The organism is Streptomyces sp. NPDC021080 (assembly GCF_044333225.1).
Classification (GTDB): domain Bacteria; phylum Actinomycetota; class Actinomycetes; order Streptomycetales; family Streptomycetaceae; genus Streptomyces.
The window spans coordinates 20,997-35,439 of the sequence record NZ_JBIRQM010000037.1; the positions used below are offsets into that span (position 1 = coordinate 20,997).

A 14,443-nucleotide genomic window follows, 5' to 3' on the forward strand; every position below is an offset into this window, starting at 1 on the left:
TCACGTACAAGCTGACTTGGTCGACTGCCTGTACCAACGAGCTCCGTCGCGCTTTGGCCACGGGTCCTCAACGTGCTTGCAGGACCTGCGAAAACGCTAACTTCCCGGCCTTGGGTCAAGGCCCGACAATGCTTCCGGCAAGCAGTTCACGCGCCCGGCTGTACGGATCCGACCCGCCGGGAGCGGGTAGGGCTGTGTACAGACGAACGTACTCGGGCCACAGCGTTCCCAGGACCAGGACGGGTCCGCGCTCCCGGCTGCTCAATAGGCGGCGCACGGCCGCTGCGGTTTTCTCGCCCCCCGCCCGGTCGCCGAGGTAGTGCTGGGCCTCGTTCAGCCACACCACCGTGCGCGGCCCGACCCGGTGCAGGTCCTCCAGCGCGGACGCGGCGCGGGTCGGGTCGAAGGGATGCCACAGCCGCCACCCCATCCCGGCGAGCGGCTGCACGGCCTCCCAGCACGCCCGGGTCTTCCCGGTCGAGGAGCTGCCCACCAGGACCACGATCTGGCTGTGGCCGACTGTCACATCCTGCACCGCTTCAGCCAGCACCTGGTCGTGCTCGCGGCGCACGTACCCGGGCAACGCCTGCACTGCAAGGGTGCCGGTCCTGCGGGCGATACGGGGCCCGGCGGAATGGACCTCCAACTCGTGCGGATCCCACTCCGCGATCGGCCTGCCGGGCCCCTGCTTCTCCTCACTCCCGCCCTTGCCGAGATCGACCGCGTCCCGCTGGAGCGCCAGCAACTCCTCGACCGGCAGCTTCAGTACGCGGGCCAACTTCGTCACGGTCCTCTGCGAAGGGACCGGCCCATCGGCATGAAACGCCTCCGACACCGTCGTACGACCCAGCCCCGCTAGACCAGCCAGAGCCGTCTTGTCCAACCGCCTGCGCTTCAGCCCGCCGTCGAGTTTCCGGCGCAGTTCGGCCAGAGCCGGACTGTCCCCGTCCTGCTCGTCATTCACGTGCTTGCCCCCGGGCCGTGATGGTGTTCGCCGTGTTCAATCTTTGTCCCGGCGAACACCGGCGCACACGACTTCCGCGACCTTCGATCACGTCAACACTCCACCGTGTACAGGGAGCCTGCCGTGACCGTCGCCGTTGTTCTCCTCGTTGCCGCGCTCGTCATCGTCCTCGCGCTGATGACGGCCGCCGGCGCGGCCACGCTAGCCCGCATGGACGGCGCCACCTACCCCGCCGCCCTCACCCGGGCGGCCACCGCCTTCGCCGCGGTCATCACCCTCGCCGCCGCAATGACCGCGGCCATCGGCGCCCTGCTCAGCTAGATCCGACGGCATCGGAGGGCTCAGAGAGGCGATACCTGGTGTTCGTGCGCCGGGGGCGACAACGGGTGTGCTGGATCGGCTGTCGCCGGTATACGTGACTCCGGCCTCGGCATTGACGGCCGTCGGCCCAGCGCATGCGCCGCGCCGCAGATCTCCGCCCAACCCTGACGTGCCGGTGCCATCGCTCTAACGTCGGTGCATGAAGGCCAAGATCGCCCGTTGCCTCGAGGCTTCACCCTGCAAGGGGATCGGCGTCTGTCTTGTTCCTGAGGCTCGGTCTTGCACCCAGATCGCTCGCAGCGTCATGGACGTCCTGCACAAGCGCGGGGAGCGCGTCCGGGAAGACGTGGCGGTCATGGGCTTCGACAACTGGCACATCCTAACCTAACCACCGCCTCCCGCTCGCCCCTGACCAGCGTCGGCATGAGGCTCGAACGGGTCGGCCGCGCCGCCGTGCACGCCTTGTTCACAGCGATCTCCCGTACCCAGCGGTCAGGCGTCGAGGCCCTGCCGTGCCCGGCCGTGATCAGGGATCCACACCAGTCGCTGTCGTGAACGTCATCTGCGGCGTCCTTCGGAGGCACGGCTGTCCTCAGACGACAAGACGAAGACCGAGCGGCTCGCGGACTGTTCGCCGTCCTCGACCCTGACTCGGTACAGCCCCGGGCGCGGGAAGGTGAGTCGTGCCCAAAAGCCGTCGCCGTCGGGGTGCGGCCAGACCCTGGCGTCAGCGGACGACTTGCCGTCGGTGACGAGTGTGCACCGCACCCAGGCCGACGCCAGGGCACCCCGGACCCTGATGTCGCAGGGCTCTCCCGCTTCCACGACCTCGGGCAGGAACAGGGAGATGCCGTCGTGGGAGGGCAGTCCGATGCCGCTGCCGACCATCGCCGGCGGGGGTGGTTCCGGTCCGAGGTAGTGGTCTTCCGAGAGCAGAGCCCCTACATACGTCATCACCTCTCGCTCCGCGATGAGCGAGCCGTGGCGGACCTCGACGAAGCAGTCGGCGCGCGTCGGCGAGCCGGCGGAGACGCGTGGCACGAAGCCGTCTCCCCCGGCGTCCCATCGCAGAGGAGTTCCCTGGGCGTCAAGCACGGGCCTGCCCTCACTCGACACCCGCGGCATCGTTTCGAGAGTGCGGACCATGCCGTGGGCGATGTCCACGCTTTGGACCGTGCGCTGTCCGACGCCCACCACAGCGCGGATGTGCGGCAGGAGTGGAGCCAGGTCCGTGGTGTGCCGCGCGCGCATCGCCTCCGCCGCGAGCGCCATGTCACCACCCAGCTGGTCGACGTCGCCGAGTTCCAGGCGCCGTAGGCCGCCGCGGTCCTCGACGCACCGGTAGTCGGGAAGCAGATCGTAGAACCCCGGCAGGGTCCGCACGAGCTCCCACATACGGCGGTACGGCACGGGCATCGGCCCGCCCAACGGCTGCGAGCTCAGCATCTTCACTGCCTTGGGAACGCCGCGGAAGGGCGTTCCCAGGCACACGATGGTCCGGGTGTTCTCCACGAGCCACGCGTCCTGGTTGAGCGCCGCGCAGGTGACGATCCCGCCCAAGGCGTGCGCGATGATCACGAGGCGGGGCTCGCGATCGCCCGCCAGGGCCCTGCGCGCCTGTGGCACCGCCGGGTGGGCACGCCAGCGCTCCAGGTGCCGACCGGCCGCCTGCGCCAGGAGTCGTGCGTTGTGCGACGCCGAAAGTCGCCAGTCGTATGGGAACTCAAGCACGGCGTCGGGATGTGCGACGTGGTCGCGGATGCGCTCCAGCAAGCGACCGTAGGGTTCGAGGGCTCCCAGCATGGGAGCCCAGGCGGGCGTGCGCAGCAGGGAGACGGGGCGGACGCGGCGATGGCCGTCCGTTCGCTCGTCGTCCGTGAGCCGCAGGGCGTCGATCCCTCCGCGCGTCCAGGCCCGCAGGAGCCAGTTCGAGGGCTCATGACCCCATAGACGTTCGCCGCTGTGGGCGTCTACCAGGACGCTGCCCATGAAACCGGGCACGACGACAACCGCGTCCGCCGTGAGCAGGTTTCCCGGGTGCGGTGAGTCGGGACCCCGACTCGAACCAGACCGCGTGAACTGCGCCTGGTCGACCTCGTACTGGTAAGTGTTGACGAGTGCATGGTTCCAGGACAGGCGGTGCTGGGCATCGCTGTCGACGTACCCGCCCACGGTATCGCCGCGAACGGCACTGTTTTGCACGACCCACCAGTCGTCTGCGTCCTGGGTGACGGTGCCGGGATCGGCGGGACCTCGAGAGTTCTTCCTCTCCACCCGCGTCACCTCCTCCAGGTCACGCACCTCGTCGTCGCTGAGCGAGGCGCGCAGCACGTGCCCAGCGGCGCCCTCTACGTCGACCCCGAGCAGGCGGGCCGCCTCCGACACCAGTTCCGGCAGATCGTCGCCGACCTCCGCGGCGATTTCGCGCACGAGTGCGGGGTGGCGCGCACGCTCAGGCCGGCCGAGCCGTGCCACGCGATCCACCACCTCGGCGCGCAGCAGCGCGGCCTCGGGCGTGTCAGCGCTGTCCTCCCGCCGGTACAGCCGCAGGTCGGCCACCGCGACGGTGAGCCGCGGTACCTCGCCGAGGGCAGAGGACTCGGCCGCGTCGCGTGCCTGGCCGATCAGAGCACGAGCGGCGCGGAAGCGTCCAACGTCCTCCTCGACGCGGGCGCCGCACACGGCGATGTCCACGAAGGCTTCGGCGTCGCAGGCACGTGAGGCGAGTTCCAGTGCTGGCTCGACCAGGTCCCGGGCCTCGTCCGTCCGGCCCTCCGCTGCCAGCGCCCGGATGCGCAGTGTGGACAGCCCTACGTCCTGGCTCACATGGCCTGGACGTTGCTCCAGCAGGGTCAGCGCCTGATCAGTCCGGCCGTCCGCCAGTCGTGCAGTAGCGGTACGCAGGGCCTGGCGTCCCCACGTCTCGTCGTCGGCCTGGCGCAGCAGGTCGGGTCTGACCGTGAGGCCGAGGCGTTCGGAGAGGTACACCTGGCTGCGGGCGGGCAGTTCCTCCATGGCGGAGTCCAGGAGGGGGCCGACTTCGGGAAGCCACCGGCGGTCGAGGGTCTTGGGTGTCTGTCCCAAACACAGCCGGTGGTAGAGCTCCTCCGCACGGTGTTCGGCCGCGTTGGCGGGGTCGGTCTCAGCTTGCCGGGCGTAGTAGCTGACCGCCCTGCGATGGATCCTGTTGACGACGTTCCCCGCGTCACCGCGGAGCATCGGCAGCATCACACGGCGTACGTCGGCCCGGTGGACGACGGCTTCCTGCCCCGGCACGTCCGCCACCAGCGCGGCTTCGTCGCGGAGTTGGTGGAACAGCACACGGGCCCGTCGCTCGTCGACGCGTCCCAGGCCGCACGGTGCCGCCAGCACCCTGCGGATGACGTCCGGTGTCACGCGGCGGACGGTGAGTCCCGGGCTGGCGATGCAGCGCAGATCCGGGTTCTCCAGATGGTCCAGGATGCGCCGGTACAGCACGCCTTGGCGCTCCTCGGGCTGGATCTGCAGCTGGACCAGGCGGCGCAGTGCGGGGTCGCGCAACGCTCGTGGTCCTTGCCTGCGGAAGAGGTCGGCGGCCAGTTTCAGGCTGAGCGGGTCCGATCCCACGGTCTGGGTGATGGTGTGCAGCGCCGCCTCGTATTCCGGGCCGCCGCCAGGCAGCAACCGGCGCAGGAAGGCACGGGCGGTGGCGGGATCGAACCCTTTCAGGGGAAGTTCCGTGAACCTTCGGTCCTCGACCGGTGCGCGGCCGGCGGCGACGATCCGCAGCTGCGGGCAGGCGTCCTGGAGGACTTCGAGGAAGTCGACAAGACGGGCGACGGCGAACGAGCCGTTGTGCTGCGCCTGTTCGAAGGTGTCCAGGAAGAGCAGGATCGGCCGGTCCGTATCCGGCAAAGCCCTCGCCACCAGAAAGGAGAACAGTCCTGCGAGGCTGCGTTCATCGTGGGCGCGCCCTGACCTCGGGCCCTTGCTGCCCCGCTGTTCGCTCTCGGCCCTGGTGTCCGCGTTGAGGGTGGTCCGTACAGCCTGCTCCAGCTCGCGCGCCGCTCGCCCTTCGAGTCCGGGCAGGAGCACCCGCAGCTGACGCAGGGCTTCGCCGAGCAGGGTGAGGGGCTGTTGCGGCACCAGGTCGGTACGGTCGAAGGGGAGGTACACGAACAGCAGTTTCCGCGCGGGCTCGGCCCTGGTGATGTGGTCAAGCGCGAACCGGGCCACCAGGGTGGACTTCCCCATGCCTCCGGGACCATGGATCATCAGCCAGCGGTGGTCGCCTTGCACAGGGGCGATGTGCCCGGCCAGCTCGGCCAGTTCGTCCTCGCGCCCGCAGAACGTCGGATCGGCGAGCGTCTCGAGAGGATCGATGAGCCGGGCCAGTTCGATGTGCCGGGCGAGGTCGTCCGGGTCAGGCAGGGCCACGGCCTGCTCGGCGAGTGCAGCGCGGGCACTCGGCGCGTCGTCGAACCAGCGGACGAGGGTGAGCAGGGCGTGCAGTTCTTCGGCGCCCCGCTCGGCGAGGGCTGGCGCGGTGTCCGTCAGCAGCTGTTCAGCGCAGTCACGGACGGTGTCGTGGCCGGCCGGGACGCCCGAGCGCAGTGCTGTCAGCAGGTTGTCCCGGGTACGCAGGCGTTCCAGCGTCGCCGTACGCACGGCTGGAACAGGCCGCCAGCGCCGGCCCCGGCGCGTGTGGACCCGGTCGCAGTCGTGGGTGAGGAACTCCCGCAGTACCGCGGCCTCGGCGTTCTCCTCGCTCCCCCGGCCATCCAGCTCCGCCGCGTCGAAGGCACCGAGCAGGGCGGTCTTCTCCCGTAGAACCCACCGCTGGGGTGAGATGTCGCCGGGGTCCGGCGGGGCCACGCCGGGCGCGGGGTCGTTCAGGAGGTTCAGGATGTCGCGCGCGGTGAGCTCCCGCGCCGCCGAGGACTCAGGCACTGGTTCCTCCGTACCTCTGGTAGAGCTGCCGACCGCGTACCGCGGCAACGGCGGACACCTTCTCCAACGGCAGCGGCGCGTCGCGGTCGTGATCGGCGCCGATGGTCTCGCGGAGCACCTCCGTGACCAGGAGGTCGGCGACTTCGGGCGCCATCTGGGCTCCGGCGCTCGCCGCGATGGCGCAGAAGAACTCGCGCAGGTCCTGGACGCGGATCGGGCCGAGATGGGTTCGCCACACATACGGATCGACCGACGGATGCAGTTGGCCGCCATAGGCGATGAGAACCATGCTCAGCCGGTCACCGGTCTCCCCGTTCGCGACGGCTTCCGCCAGGTTCTCCACCAGTCGCAGCGCCTGGGGAGTCAGCTCTGTCCTGACCAGGCCGTCGAAGACCAGCCAGAGGTCCTCCCGCGCGTCCCGCATGTACTGCTTCGCACGGTTCACCACCCGTCTAGCCTGGGCGTCCTCCGTGGCGAAGGTGTCGTCCTGTCCCAGGTCCCAGCCGAGCTGGTCGCTGAGTTCAGCGACGATGTCGCGCACCTCGACGGGCTCCGCGTAGGCTGAAAAGTCGATCTTATACGGTTTGACGCCGTGCCCGTCGAGAACGTGGCAGAGCAGGAACCAGGTCCACGTCTTGCCGGACCTGCGTGCACCGTCGACGATCAGCACACGACCGCTCTGTGCCTCCAGCATGTCGCGCAGGATCTCGCGCAGATCCCGCCGGTCGATGAAAGCCCTCGGCCGTCCGGCACCGAGCAGCAGCGCCGCACACGGGTCGGCGCTCCTGGCGGGTGCCTCCTGAGTGAGGAGCACCTTGAAGATGTCGTGGGCGGCGCTGTTCGCGTCCTCCGAGACGATCTGGATCAGCTTCCTCAACTTGCCGACGGCGGCAGCGTGTTCCAGCACGCGAGGCCAGTCGTCGGCCATCTTGCCGCGCCATTTCACATCGGCCGGCAGCATGCCGGCGGACCTGATGAAACGCCGGACACCGTCCTCCACGTCGTAGACGTCCAGCAGGACCTTCAGCAGGTCGCGGGCCTGCGGATCGTCGAAGGTGAAGACCCTGCGGTCGAGCAGAAGTGCCACGTTTCACCTCAACCCCGCGTTCGCCATGCCGGCGACGACCCGCTCGATCCTGACGCCCTCGTTGCGGTACTCGCGCTGCTCGCTCAGCTTTCCCGCCCGAGTGTGACAGCGGTGGAGCGCAACGAGCCGCCACCGCTCGTCGAAGACGGGCGCCCCCGAAGATCCTCGGTCGGTGTCGGTCCAGTACTGCACGACCTGGTCGTCGGCGTAGCGGACCACATTGTGCCGAGCAGCCAGTTTCTTCACCCCGCCGTGAGGGTGCTGGATGATGCAGACGCGGTCCCCGGCTTCCACAGTGACGCGCTCGGGAAGCGGCACCACGACCGCATCCTCGGGCATGGGCTCGGCCACCCTGATCACCGCCCAGTCGTCTTCGGCGTCGCCGGTGACGGAAGCCGGATCGCAGACCACGGTCACGTGTTCCAGATCGCGTCCGTCAATGTCCTGCTCGTATCCGAACCACGCCTCGACCTGGGCCATGCGGTCGCCATCCGACCCGTGCAGTACGTGATGGCTGGTCATCAGCAGGTCGGTGCCCACCCGGAACGCGGTGCCATGGTATCGCCGCCCTTGACTGTCCGTCACGCGCAGTCGGCAGACCGCCGTGGCTTGTTCCGTCCCTCGTCTGAGGAAGGCAACGTCCTGGAACGTGCTGTCGGGAAAGATCTGCCGCTCAAGGGAATCGGGATCGGTGAAGTGCTTCCAGGCGCCCGGCGGGGGCTCCGGCTCCGGAACCTCAAGAACCGGGCGGTCCCCGATCAGCTCCTTCAGACGCTCCGCGACGGCTCGGTCAGGACCTGCCAGGATCTGTGCGAGCAGCGCCCTCAGCATGCCCTGGTTGCGCGCGACGGTGATCAGGTCGAACCAGACACCGTACACCGGCTGCTGCCACGGCACGTACTGGGTGGCGATCCCCGCCTGCCGCGCCATGGCCTTCACGGCGGCCGGCTCGTCGTAGAAGGAGGCGAGCAGACCCTGCAGTTCGCGCGCGCCAGGGTCGCTCCAGTCGAACGGGAGGCTGTCCAGGAAATGCGTCATCGGTGTCACCTTGTTGAACGAAGCGTGCGTGCCGGTCACTTCTGCGGCTGGAAGGACCAGTAGGACCCGTCCGCATGCGGCACGGACACCAGTCCGAAGCGCTTGGACGGCGGGAGGGCCTGCCGCAGCAGCCCGTACACGTCGGCGAGGACGGACCTGTGGTCACCCACGTACGAGTGGCCCATCAGCCCGGTGTCGAGCTCGGTGGCATCGATGGTGTCCAGTCCCGGGGCCACGACGATCCCCTCCCCGGACTGACCCGCGCGTGGGGCGGCGGCCAGCGAGCGGGAGACGGCCAGCGCACGGTCGGCGGAGGAGGCATAGAGCGTGCAACCCTTCGCCTGCCGGGCGATGTGCGGCAGGCGCTGCCGGAACACCTCGGCGTCGACGTCGGGGGCCGTGAAGATCACCTGCCCGAGTCGGCCGGAGCCGTGGGGCAGGCTCGTGGTGTCGAGGTCGGCGAGGGCTTGGGTGAGTAGCCTGTTGCCCATGCTGTGCGCGACGACGTGCAGCTCCCCCACGCCCGTCTCGGTCAGCACGTGACGCAGGAACGCCTGGAAGTTCGGCACCGAACGGCTGACGGCGTTCTCGTCCGCGACATAGCCGCGCACTGTGCCCTTCGACGGCCAGCTGTAGAGCATCGGGACGCCGGTGAAGTTCAGGTCGTAGGCGATCTGTGCGGCGCGGATCGCGGCGTCGGGGAACGTCACGTTGTACCCGTGGACGAAGACCAGCGCCTGCCCGACCTCGCCCTTCGCAAGCCGCGTGCGGGCCAGTCGCGCGAACTCCCGCGCGGTCGAAGTCGTCACCGAGCCGAGCGTCGCGGCCTTGGCGGGGTCGTCGCGGAACCCCAGCCGCCACAGGCGGGGCTTCTCCGCGGCACCCATCCGGTGGTCGTCGGGGATCCCGACACGCAGCTCACCATAGGTCAACGCACCGCGCTCCACACCGAAGCCGGTCTCTCCCGGGACTGCTGCCCGGTCCGTGGCGTACAGGACGGGCACCAGCAGAGCGCGTTGCCACGGGATCCAATCCGGCGGCGGGGGCTCCGGTCCGAACCGTTCCTGACTCTCCGCCAGGGAGTCGAACTCCGCGAGCAGCAGCGCACCGAGGGGCTCGTGCGCCTCGAAGGCCGCGGCCACCTCACGCGCCGCCACGTCGACGGCCTGGTGCGTCTCCGGCGTGAGAGCAGCACATAAGGTGTGCTGTACAGCGTCCAGTGCGCGCAGCGCCACCAACACACGAGCCTCGAAGCGCTCCAGTTCCGCGCCGTGCAGGAACTCTTCCGCCTTCGGCCAGACTCGTGCCACCGCTGGCACGAGCGGCCCCCAGTCCTCCACTCCCCCACCCCTCCAAGGACTCCGACGAGCCAACAGGACGCCTTGGTCCCCCGCGCATCATAGAGCGCGCGAGGACCATGACGAGCCTTCATAGCGCGAGGAGCGGAGTCAACGCAGTCTGCTCGCCGGCAGGAACAGCCGCGGTCCTTTGACAGCGAAGTCAGCCGCTCCGTTCGCGCTGGCCTGCGGCAACTGGATCAATCGGCAACCGATCAGGTGAGGCGCCTCGGCCACCGGTACAGGACAAGTGAACCCTTCCTCCGTGCTGGGTGGCCCTCCGTCACATAAGGAGCGAGAGCAGCCGTACTGGCCCTGATGGCCAGCGGGCATCGTCGCGTAAGGGTGTCACCATCTTCCGCAGCGGCATGGTCACCAGGCGGCCTTCGGATTGTTCGAGGAGCACGTCCGTGTCGAGCGGATGCCACCCCAGACGCTGGTAGGGCGGCACGAGGGGAGGACGGCAGAACAGGAGTGGCGCTGAGGACCCATCGCGCGGGCTGTTCCAGGGCAGCTGTGACGACGAGCCGAGCCAGGCCCTGACCCTGTATGCGGGGTGCGACGACCACTCCGCCCACGCCCACCACCTCTGTCTCGGTGTGGCCGATCGCGACAGGCATTCGCAGCAGGCCGGCGTGTGCCACGAGTCGTTCTGCGTGTCTGATGCCGAAGGGTTGTTCCTTCGGCATCCAGGTCAGACCGGCCGAGGCGACACCGAAGGGATCATCGCTGTTGCCGAGGATCTCCTCCTGGTCCGCCTTCGCGTACTGCGGGAGCCGCACGACAGTCGGTGTCTCAGCGGATCGGTTGTCGGACATTCCCGCATGATGATCTCTCCGCCGAGCACTGGCCAAGCCGTCTCTGCGCCGATCTCGCCCGTCCAGCACGGATACCTGCCGCCGCAAAAGATCCGGTCGGCCGAGCAGGACCCCGCGAAGCCCACCAAGCGCTCTGCCGACTTCCTCCACCCCCAAGACCTCGACACTGTGACCCGCCGGTCTGACACTGCCCTGGAGTTCCGGCGTCGTCGATCCGGATGCTCATCATCAGCAGGAACGACCCCCGCAGCGCAGCTTGCGAGGGCCGGGTACATCCCCGCAGGCAGGTGACGTCTCGGAGACCTGATCCGTGTGCCGAGAACCCTCATCCGCAATCCGGCGTGCCCGTCCCCTCTTCGAAGGCAAATGGGCGTGGATGCGGTCAGTCCAGTGCAGCTCGCACGGCTCTCATGAATTCACGGTGAGCGTCACGCCATGCTTTTCGCGCCGACAGGGGAACAGTGATGGAGGCGGCATACGCGGAAACGTGCATTCGCCGTTGGGCCGCCTCACTGCCTGGGAGGGCATTACTCGCCTCAAGGAATTCCATCAGAGTTTCGCTGAAATGGGCTGTCGCTTCAGCGTGAGAAGTGGACTCCTGATCCAACTGTCTCTCTATTGACTCAGCACGACCGACCAGTCTGCCTGCGGCCCTTACGACTTGCACGGCCTCATGCGACGGGTCGCTTCCGGCCGAGTCTTCGAAGTAGCGCAATGCGTCGAGGCAGTCGATTTGCAGAGTTGTTCGCTGTGCGATGCGGCCTGATGCCACCATGAGTCTTTCCGCAGCCGAAAACACCGTGTCCGGCCCCTCCAATTCGATGGAGAACCGTTCGCTGCGAACTTCAGCAACCCCCATTGCGATCTGATCTCGAATAGCGGCCCTTTCGACCCTACCGTCGGCGGCTGGTTTCGTGACTTCGTCGGCGAGTTCGATGACGCGGGTTGTTTTCGAGAGGAAGGCGATGTACGCCTCGCGCCTGACTTCCCGGCGCCATTGCGAGTGAACGACGGCACCTTGTTCTTGCACCGTCTCCACGGCGTTCTGCATCTGACGTCGACCCATCAGCATGCTGATGGGAATGGTGACGACCGCCGCAGCGGCAGCCGCTACGGCGCCGATTCCTTGCAAATCCATGGATGAGATCTTCGCTCAGCCACGCTGCTCGCCGTGCACCGGCCTGGCGAGTCCGGCGAACGGCGGTGCAGTTACCCTTGCGGGTACGCCGCTGCGCGGGTGGACCGCAGTGAACGTGCAGAAGGCGCTGCCGCCACCCTCCTGCGAGGAACTCGGGCTCGGCATCACAGCCCGCGCGGCCATCGCCTGCAGCTCTCGGCGGCGGCGTTGTCGTAGCACGAGCCGGTGCGGCCGGTGCTCGCTCGCATGCCCAACCTGGCTATTTCGCTTCTGAATTGGGTCGACGTGTACTCGCTTCCGCGGTCGCTGTGTGCGATGCAGTCGGCGTCCAGGTGGCCGCGTCCGTGGGCCATGTGCAGGGCGTCGACGACCAGGTCGGCGCGATGGTGGTCGGCCATCGCGTAGCCGATCACCTCGCGGGTGGCCAGGTCCAACCAGCAGGCCAGGTAGAGCCAGCCCTCGTCGGTGGGCAGGTAGGTGATGTCACCGACCAGGCGGGTTCCGGGACGGTCGGCGGTGAAGTCGCGGCCGATCAGGTCCGGTGCGGGCCGGGCCTGCTGGTCCGGTCGGGTCAGCGACCGGCGGTGGCGGCGGGTGACCCCGGCGATGCCGCGCTCGCGCATCAGCCGCTCGACCCGCTTGCGGTTCACGCCGTGGCCCAGCCGCCGGAGCTCGGCATGGACGCGCGGAACACCGTAGGCGCCCCTGGAAGCAAGGTGGACCACCGTGATCTCGTGCGCGAGCGCCTCGTCGGCCTGAAAACGCGCCCGCCGGCGTCGTGCCCTTCGGCCCAGGCGTAGAAGGAGGAGCGGGGCACGCCGAGAATGCGGCACAGCAAAGCGACCGGGAAGTTGGCCTTCTCCACCGCGATGAACCGGTAGATCTCGCTCACCGGTCGCTCTCCCGCGCGAAGAAGGCCGTCGCTTTTTTCAGGACCTCGATGGTCTTCTGCTGTTCGAGGTTCTGCCGGCGCAGGCGGCGGAGCTCCTCGTGTTCGGCGCTGGTCAGCTCGCCGAGGTTGCCTTCACCGCGGTCGATCTTGTCCTGCTTGACCCAGCTCCGCAGGCCCTCCGGGCTCACGCCCAGGTCCCGGGCCACCTCGGTGACCGTTTTGCTGGAGGACCGGGCCAGCGCGACGGCGTCCCGCTTGAACTCCTCCGAGTACCGCTTGCCCTGCTTGTTGCTCACCTGGCTCTACTTCCTCTGGGACCTCACGTCCCAGTCTGCAGGTGTCCAGGTTCACGGGGAAGCTTCAAGACTGACAGCGGCTGCTGCGACCACCGAGGGCCGTGGGGCCACATCGTTCAGTGTCCCCACGGCATCTCCATCCGCTGGAAACCGGGCGCCTCCGCCGAGAGCGGCCCTCACCATAGGAAAAGGCGGCTGCGTACCAAAACGCTGCACCAGCATCCGAGTTAACATATGCGGCCCAGATCGGCCGCTTCACGTCACATACTTGACCTGTTGGACTCCGCACCTGCCCCCAACGGCCCTTTGGTAACGCAGCACGGACCCAACTCGCAAGTGAGCAAGGCCTGTGCACACAAACGGAACAGCAGCCCACCAGGTCTTGTGTCGCCAGCGGCCCGCCGGTACCAGGCCTGGGCGGAGAGATGCCCCCCTCCGACCTGCCGTACCCGGCGAACCGCCCCACTGTATCGATGCTGCTGTCGCTGCGGCCCGATCGAGCAGAGCGGCCGCTCTTTCGAGGTCCCCGGTCAGCCCGCCTGGTACCAGGAACACCTTCCCGCATCCGGGCTCGAGACAGCCGCGCTGATGCTCTCCCGGCCAGCCGGCAGCTCCTAAAGGACGGTGGTGGCGGGACGGCCGCTGCGCGATGGGCCGGGTGGGCGGAGAATGGAATGCAGCGGCACCCGCAGTGGCCTCATGGCGGTCTCGGGCTTGGTGCCGAAGCGGGACGCAGTGAAAAAGAGGAACGGGACAGCGAAGAAGTCTGCGTCGAAACATCGTGCACAGATTCTCCGGTAACGGATCGCGTCACCGTGGCCTTGAAACACGTGTAGCCGTAGACGCTCTCTTCTGACGATGGCAGGAGTCGGCAAAATGCGTACGGATCAGCATTGCGGCCATTGCGTGCCGCCTGGCTGACGGGGCGAGTATGCAGACGAAGCTGGACGAAGCCAAGGCCGAGCTGCTCGAGAGGGCCGCCCGGGTAGCTGAGAACAGCCCGGTCGGGGGGCACCTACCGACTGGGACGACGGGCGAGGGCACCCCCGACCGGGACACCGTGCTCGCGTTCCTCCAGCGCTACTACCTGCACACGGCCCCGGAGGACCTCACCGACCGCGACCCGGTCGATGTCTTCGGAACGGCCTTCTCCCACTACAGACTGGCCGAGACACGCCCCCAGGGCACGACGAATGTCCGGGTCCATACGCCGACTGTGGAAGAGAACGGATGGACTTGCGGCCACAGCTTGGTGGAGATCGTGAGCGACGACATGCTGTTTCTCGTCGATTCCGTGACCAACGAGCTGTCGCGGCAAGGACGCGGCATCCATGTCGTGACCCACCCGCACTTCGTCGCCCGCCGTGGGATCACCGGCGAGTTGATCGAGGTCCTACCGATCTCGCCAACAGACAACCTCCCGCACGACACATGCGTCGAGTCCTGGATCCATGTCGAATTCGACCGTGAGACCGACCGGGCCGACCTCGAACAGATCTTCCACGACATGTCACGAGTGCTCGGCGATGTCCGTGAGGCCGTCGAGGACTGGGAGAAGATGCGCGACGCGGCGCTGCGGATGGCCGAGGAGCTCCCCAAGGAGCCGACCGCCGACGACCTGCG

The 14,443-nt window shown here is 68.2% G+C and carries 11 protein-coding genes and 2 pseudogenes; 3 read left to right on the forward strand and 10 right to left on the reverse strand.

What is annotated here, in order from left to right:
- Positions 1-115: 115 nt before the first annotated feature.
- Positions 116-787, reverse strand: a complete 672-nt coding sequence (locus ACH4S8_RS43975) for a hypothetical protein (protein WP_398404772.1) — start codon at positions 785-787, stop codon at positions 116-118.
- 300 nt (positions 788-1,087) lie between these two features.
- Here ACH4S8_RS43975 and ACH4S8_RS43980 point away from each other — a divergent pair, with 300 nt between their 5' ends.
- Together ACH4S8_RS43980 and ACH4S8_RS43985 are read left to right on the forward strand one after the other, a co-directional pair.
- Positions 1,088-1,285 carry a hypothetical protein gene (locus ACH4S8_RS43980; protein ID WP_398404774.1) on the forward strand — a complete coding sequence of 66 codons (198 nt, stop codon included), beginning with the start codon at positions 1,088-1,090 and terminating at the stop codon, positions 1,283-1,285.
- Positions 1,286-1,484: 199 nt separating this feature from the next.
- Complete coding sequence (locus ACH4S8_RS43985; RefSeq protein ID WP_398404776.1) at positions 1,485-1,673, forward strand: hypothetical protein; 189 nt, start codon at positions 1,485-1,487, stop codon at positions 1,671-1,673.
- Positions 1,674-1,843: 170 nt separating this feature from the next.
- Here the strand turns inward: ACH4S8_RS43985 and ACH4S8_RS43990 are convergent, their stop codons facing one another.
- From ACH4S8_RS43990 to ACH4S8_RS44030, 9 genes and pseudogenes are all read right to left on the reverse strand, one after another.
- Positions 1,844-6,214, reverse strand: coding sequence for an AAA family ATPase (locus ACH4S8_RS43990; protein ID WP_398404778.1), 4,371 nt, complete (start codon positions 6,212-6,214; stop codon positions 1,844-1,846).
- Positions 6,207-7,301: an effector-associated domain EAD1-containing protein gene (locus tag ACH4S8_RS43995; protein ID WP_398404780.1), complete on the reverse strand. Its 1,095-nt coding sequence runs from the start codon at positions 7,299-7,301 to the stop codon at positions 6,207-6,209. The genes ACH4S8_RS43990 and ACH4S8_RS43995 overlap by 8 nt, the downstream gene beginning before the upstream one ends.
- 3 nt (positions 7,302-7,304) lie before the next feature.
- On the reverse strand, positions 7,305-8,378 hold the full coding sequence (locus ACH4S8_RS44000; RefSeq protein WP_398404782.1) for a trypsin-like peptidase domain-containing protein: 1,074 nt from the start codon (positions 8,376-8,378) through the stop codon (positions 7,305-7,307).
- Positions 8,375-9,649, reverse strand: a complete 1,275-nt coding sequence (locus ACH4S8_RS44005) for an alpha/beta hydrolase (protein WP_398404784.1) — start codon at positions 9,647-9,649, stop codon at positions 8,375-8,377. The genes ACH4S8_RS44000 and ACH4S8_RS44005 overlap by 4 nt, the downstream gene beginning before the upstream one ends.
- 310 nt (positions 9,650-9,959) lie before the next feature.
- Positions 9,960-10,494, reverse strand: a pseudogene (locus tag ACH4S8_RS44010) (GNAT family N-acetyltransferase).
- Between the two features lie 382 nt (positions 10,495-10,876).
- The gene (locus ACH4S8_RS44015) at positions 10,877-11,632 is read right to left on the reverse strand and encodes a hypothetical protein (protein ID WP_398404786.1); all 756 of its coding nucleotides are present in this window, start codon (positions 11,630-11,632) and stop codon (positions 10,877-10,879) included.
- 164 nt (positions 11,633-11,796) lie between these two features.
- The gene (locus ACH4S8_RS44020) at positions 11,797-12,357 is read right to left on the reverse strand and encodes an IS3 family transposase (protein ID WP_398404788.1); all 561 of its coding nucleotides are present in this window, start codon (positions 12,355-12,357) and stop codon (positions 11,797-11,799) included.
- A complete protein-coding gene (locus ACH4S8_RS44025) occupies positions 12,279-12,524 on the reverse strand; it encodes a hypothetical protein (RefSeq protein WP_398404794.1) in 246 nt (81 codons plus the stop codon). Before ACH4S8_RS44025 ends, ACH4S8_RS44020 begins: the two co-directional genes overlap by 79 nt.
- Complete coding sequence (locus ACH4S8_RS44030) at positions 12,521-12,820, reverse strand: transposase (RefSeq protein ID WP_398404790.1); 300 nt, start codon at positions 12,818-12,820, stop codon at positions 12,521-12,523. The genes ACH4S8_RS44025 and ACH4S8_RS44030 overlap by 4 nt, the downstream gene beginning before the upstream one ends.
- 931 nt (positions 12,821-13,751) lie before the next feature.
- Here ACH4S8_RS44030 and ACH4S8_RS44035 point away from each other — a divergent pair.
- Positions 13,752-14,443 (forward strand): annotated as a pseudogene (locus ACH4S8_RS44035) (NAD-glutamate dehydrogenase); the annotation flags it as partial.

Coding starts and splice junctions, on each gene's coding strand:
- ACH4S8_RS43985 (WP_398404776.1), top strand. CDS start 1,485: ATGAAGGCCAAGATCGCCCGTTGCCTCGAGGCTTCACCCTGCAAGGGG.
- ACH4S8_RS44015 (WP_398404786.1), bottom strand. CDS start 11,632: ATGGATTTGCAAGGAATCGGCGCCGTAGCGGCTGCCGCTGCGGCGGTC.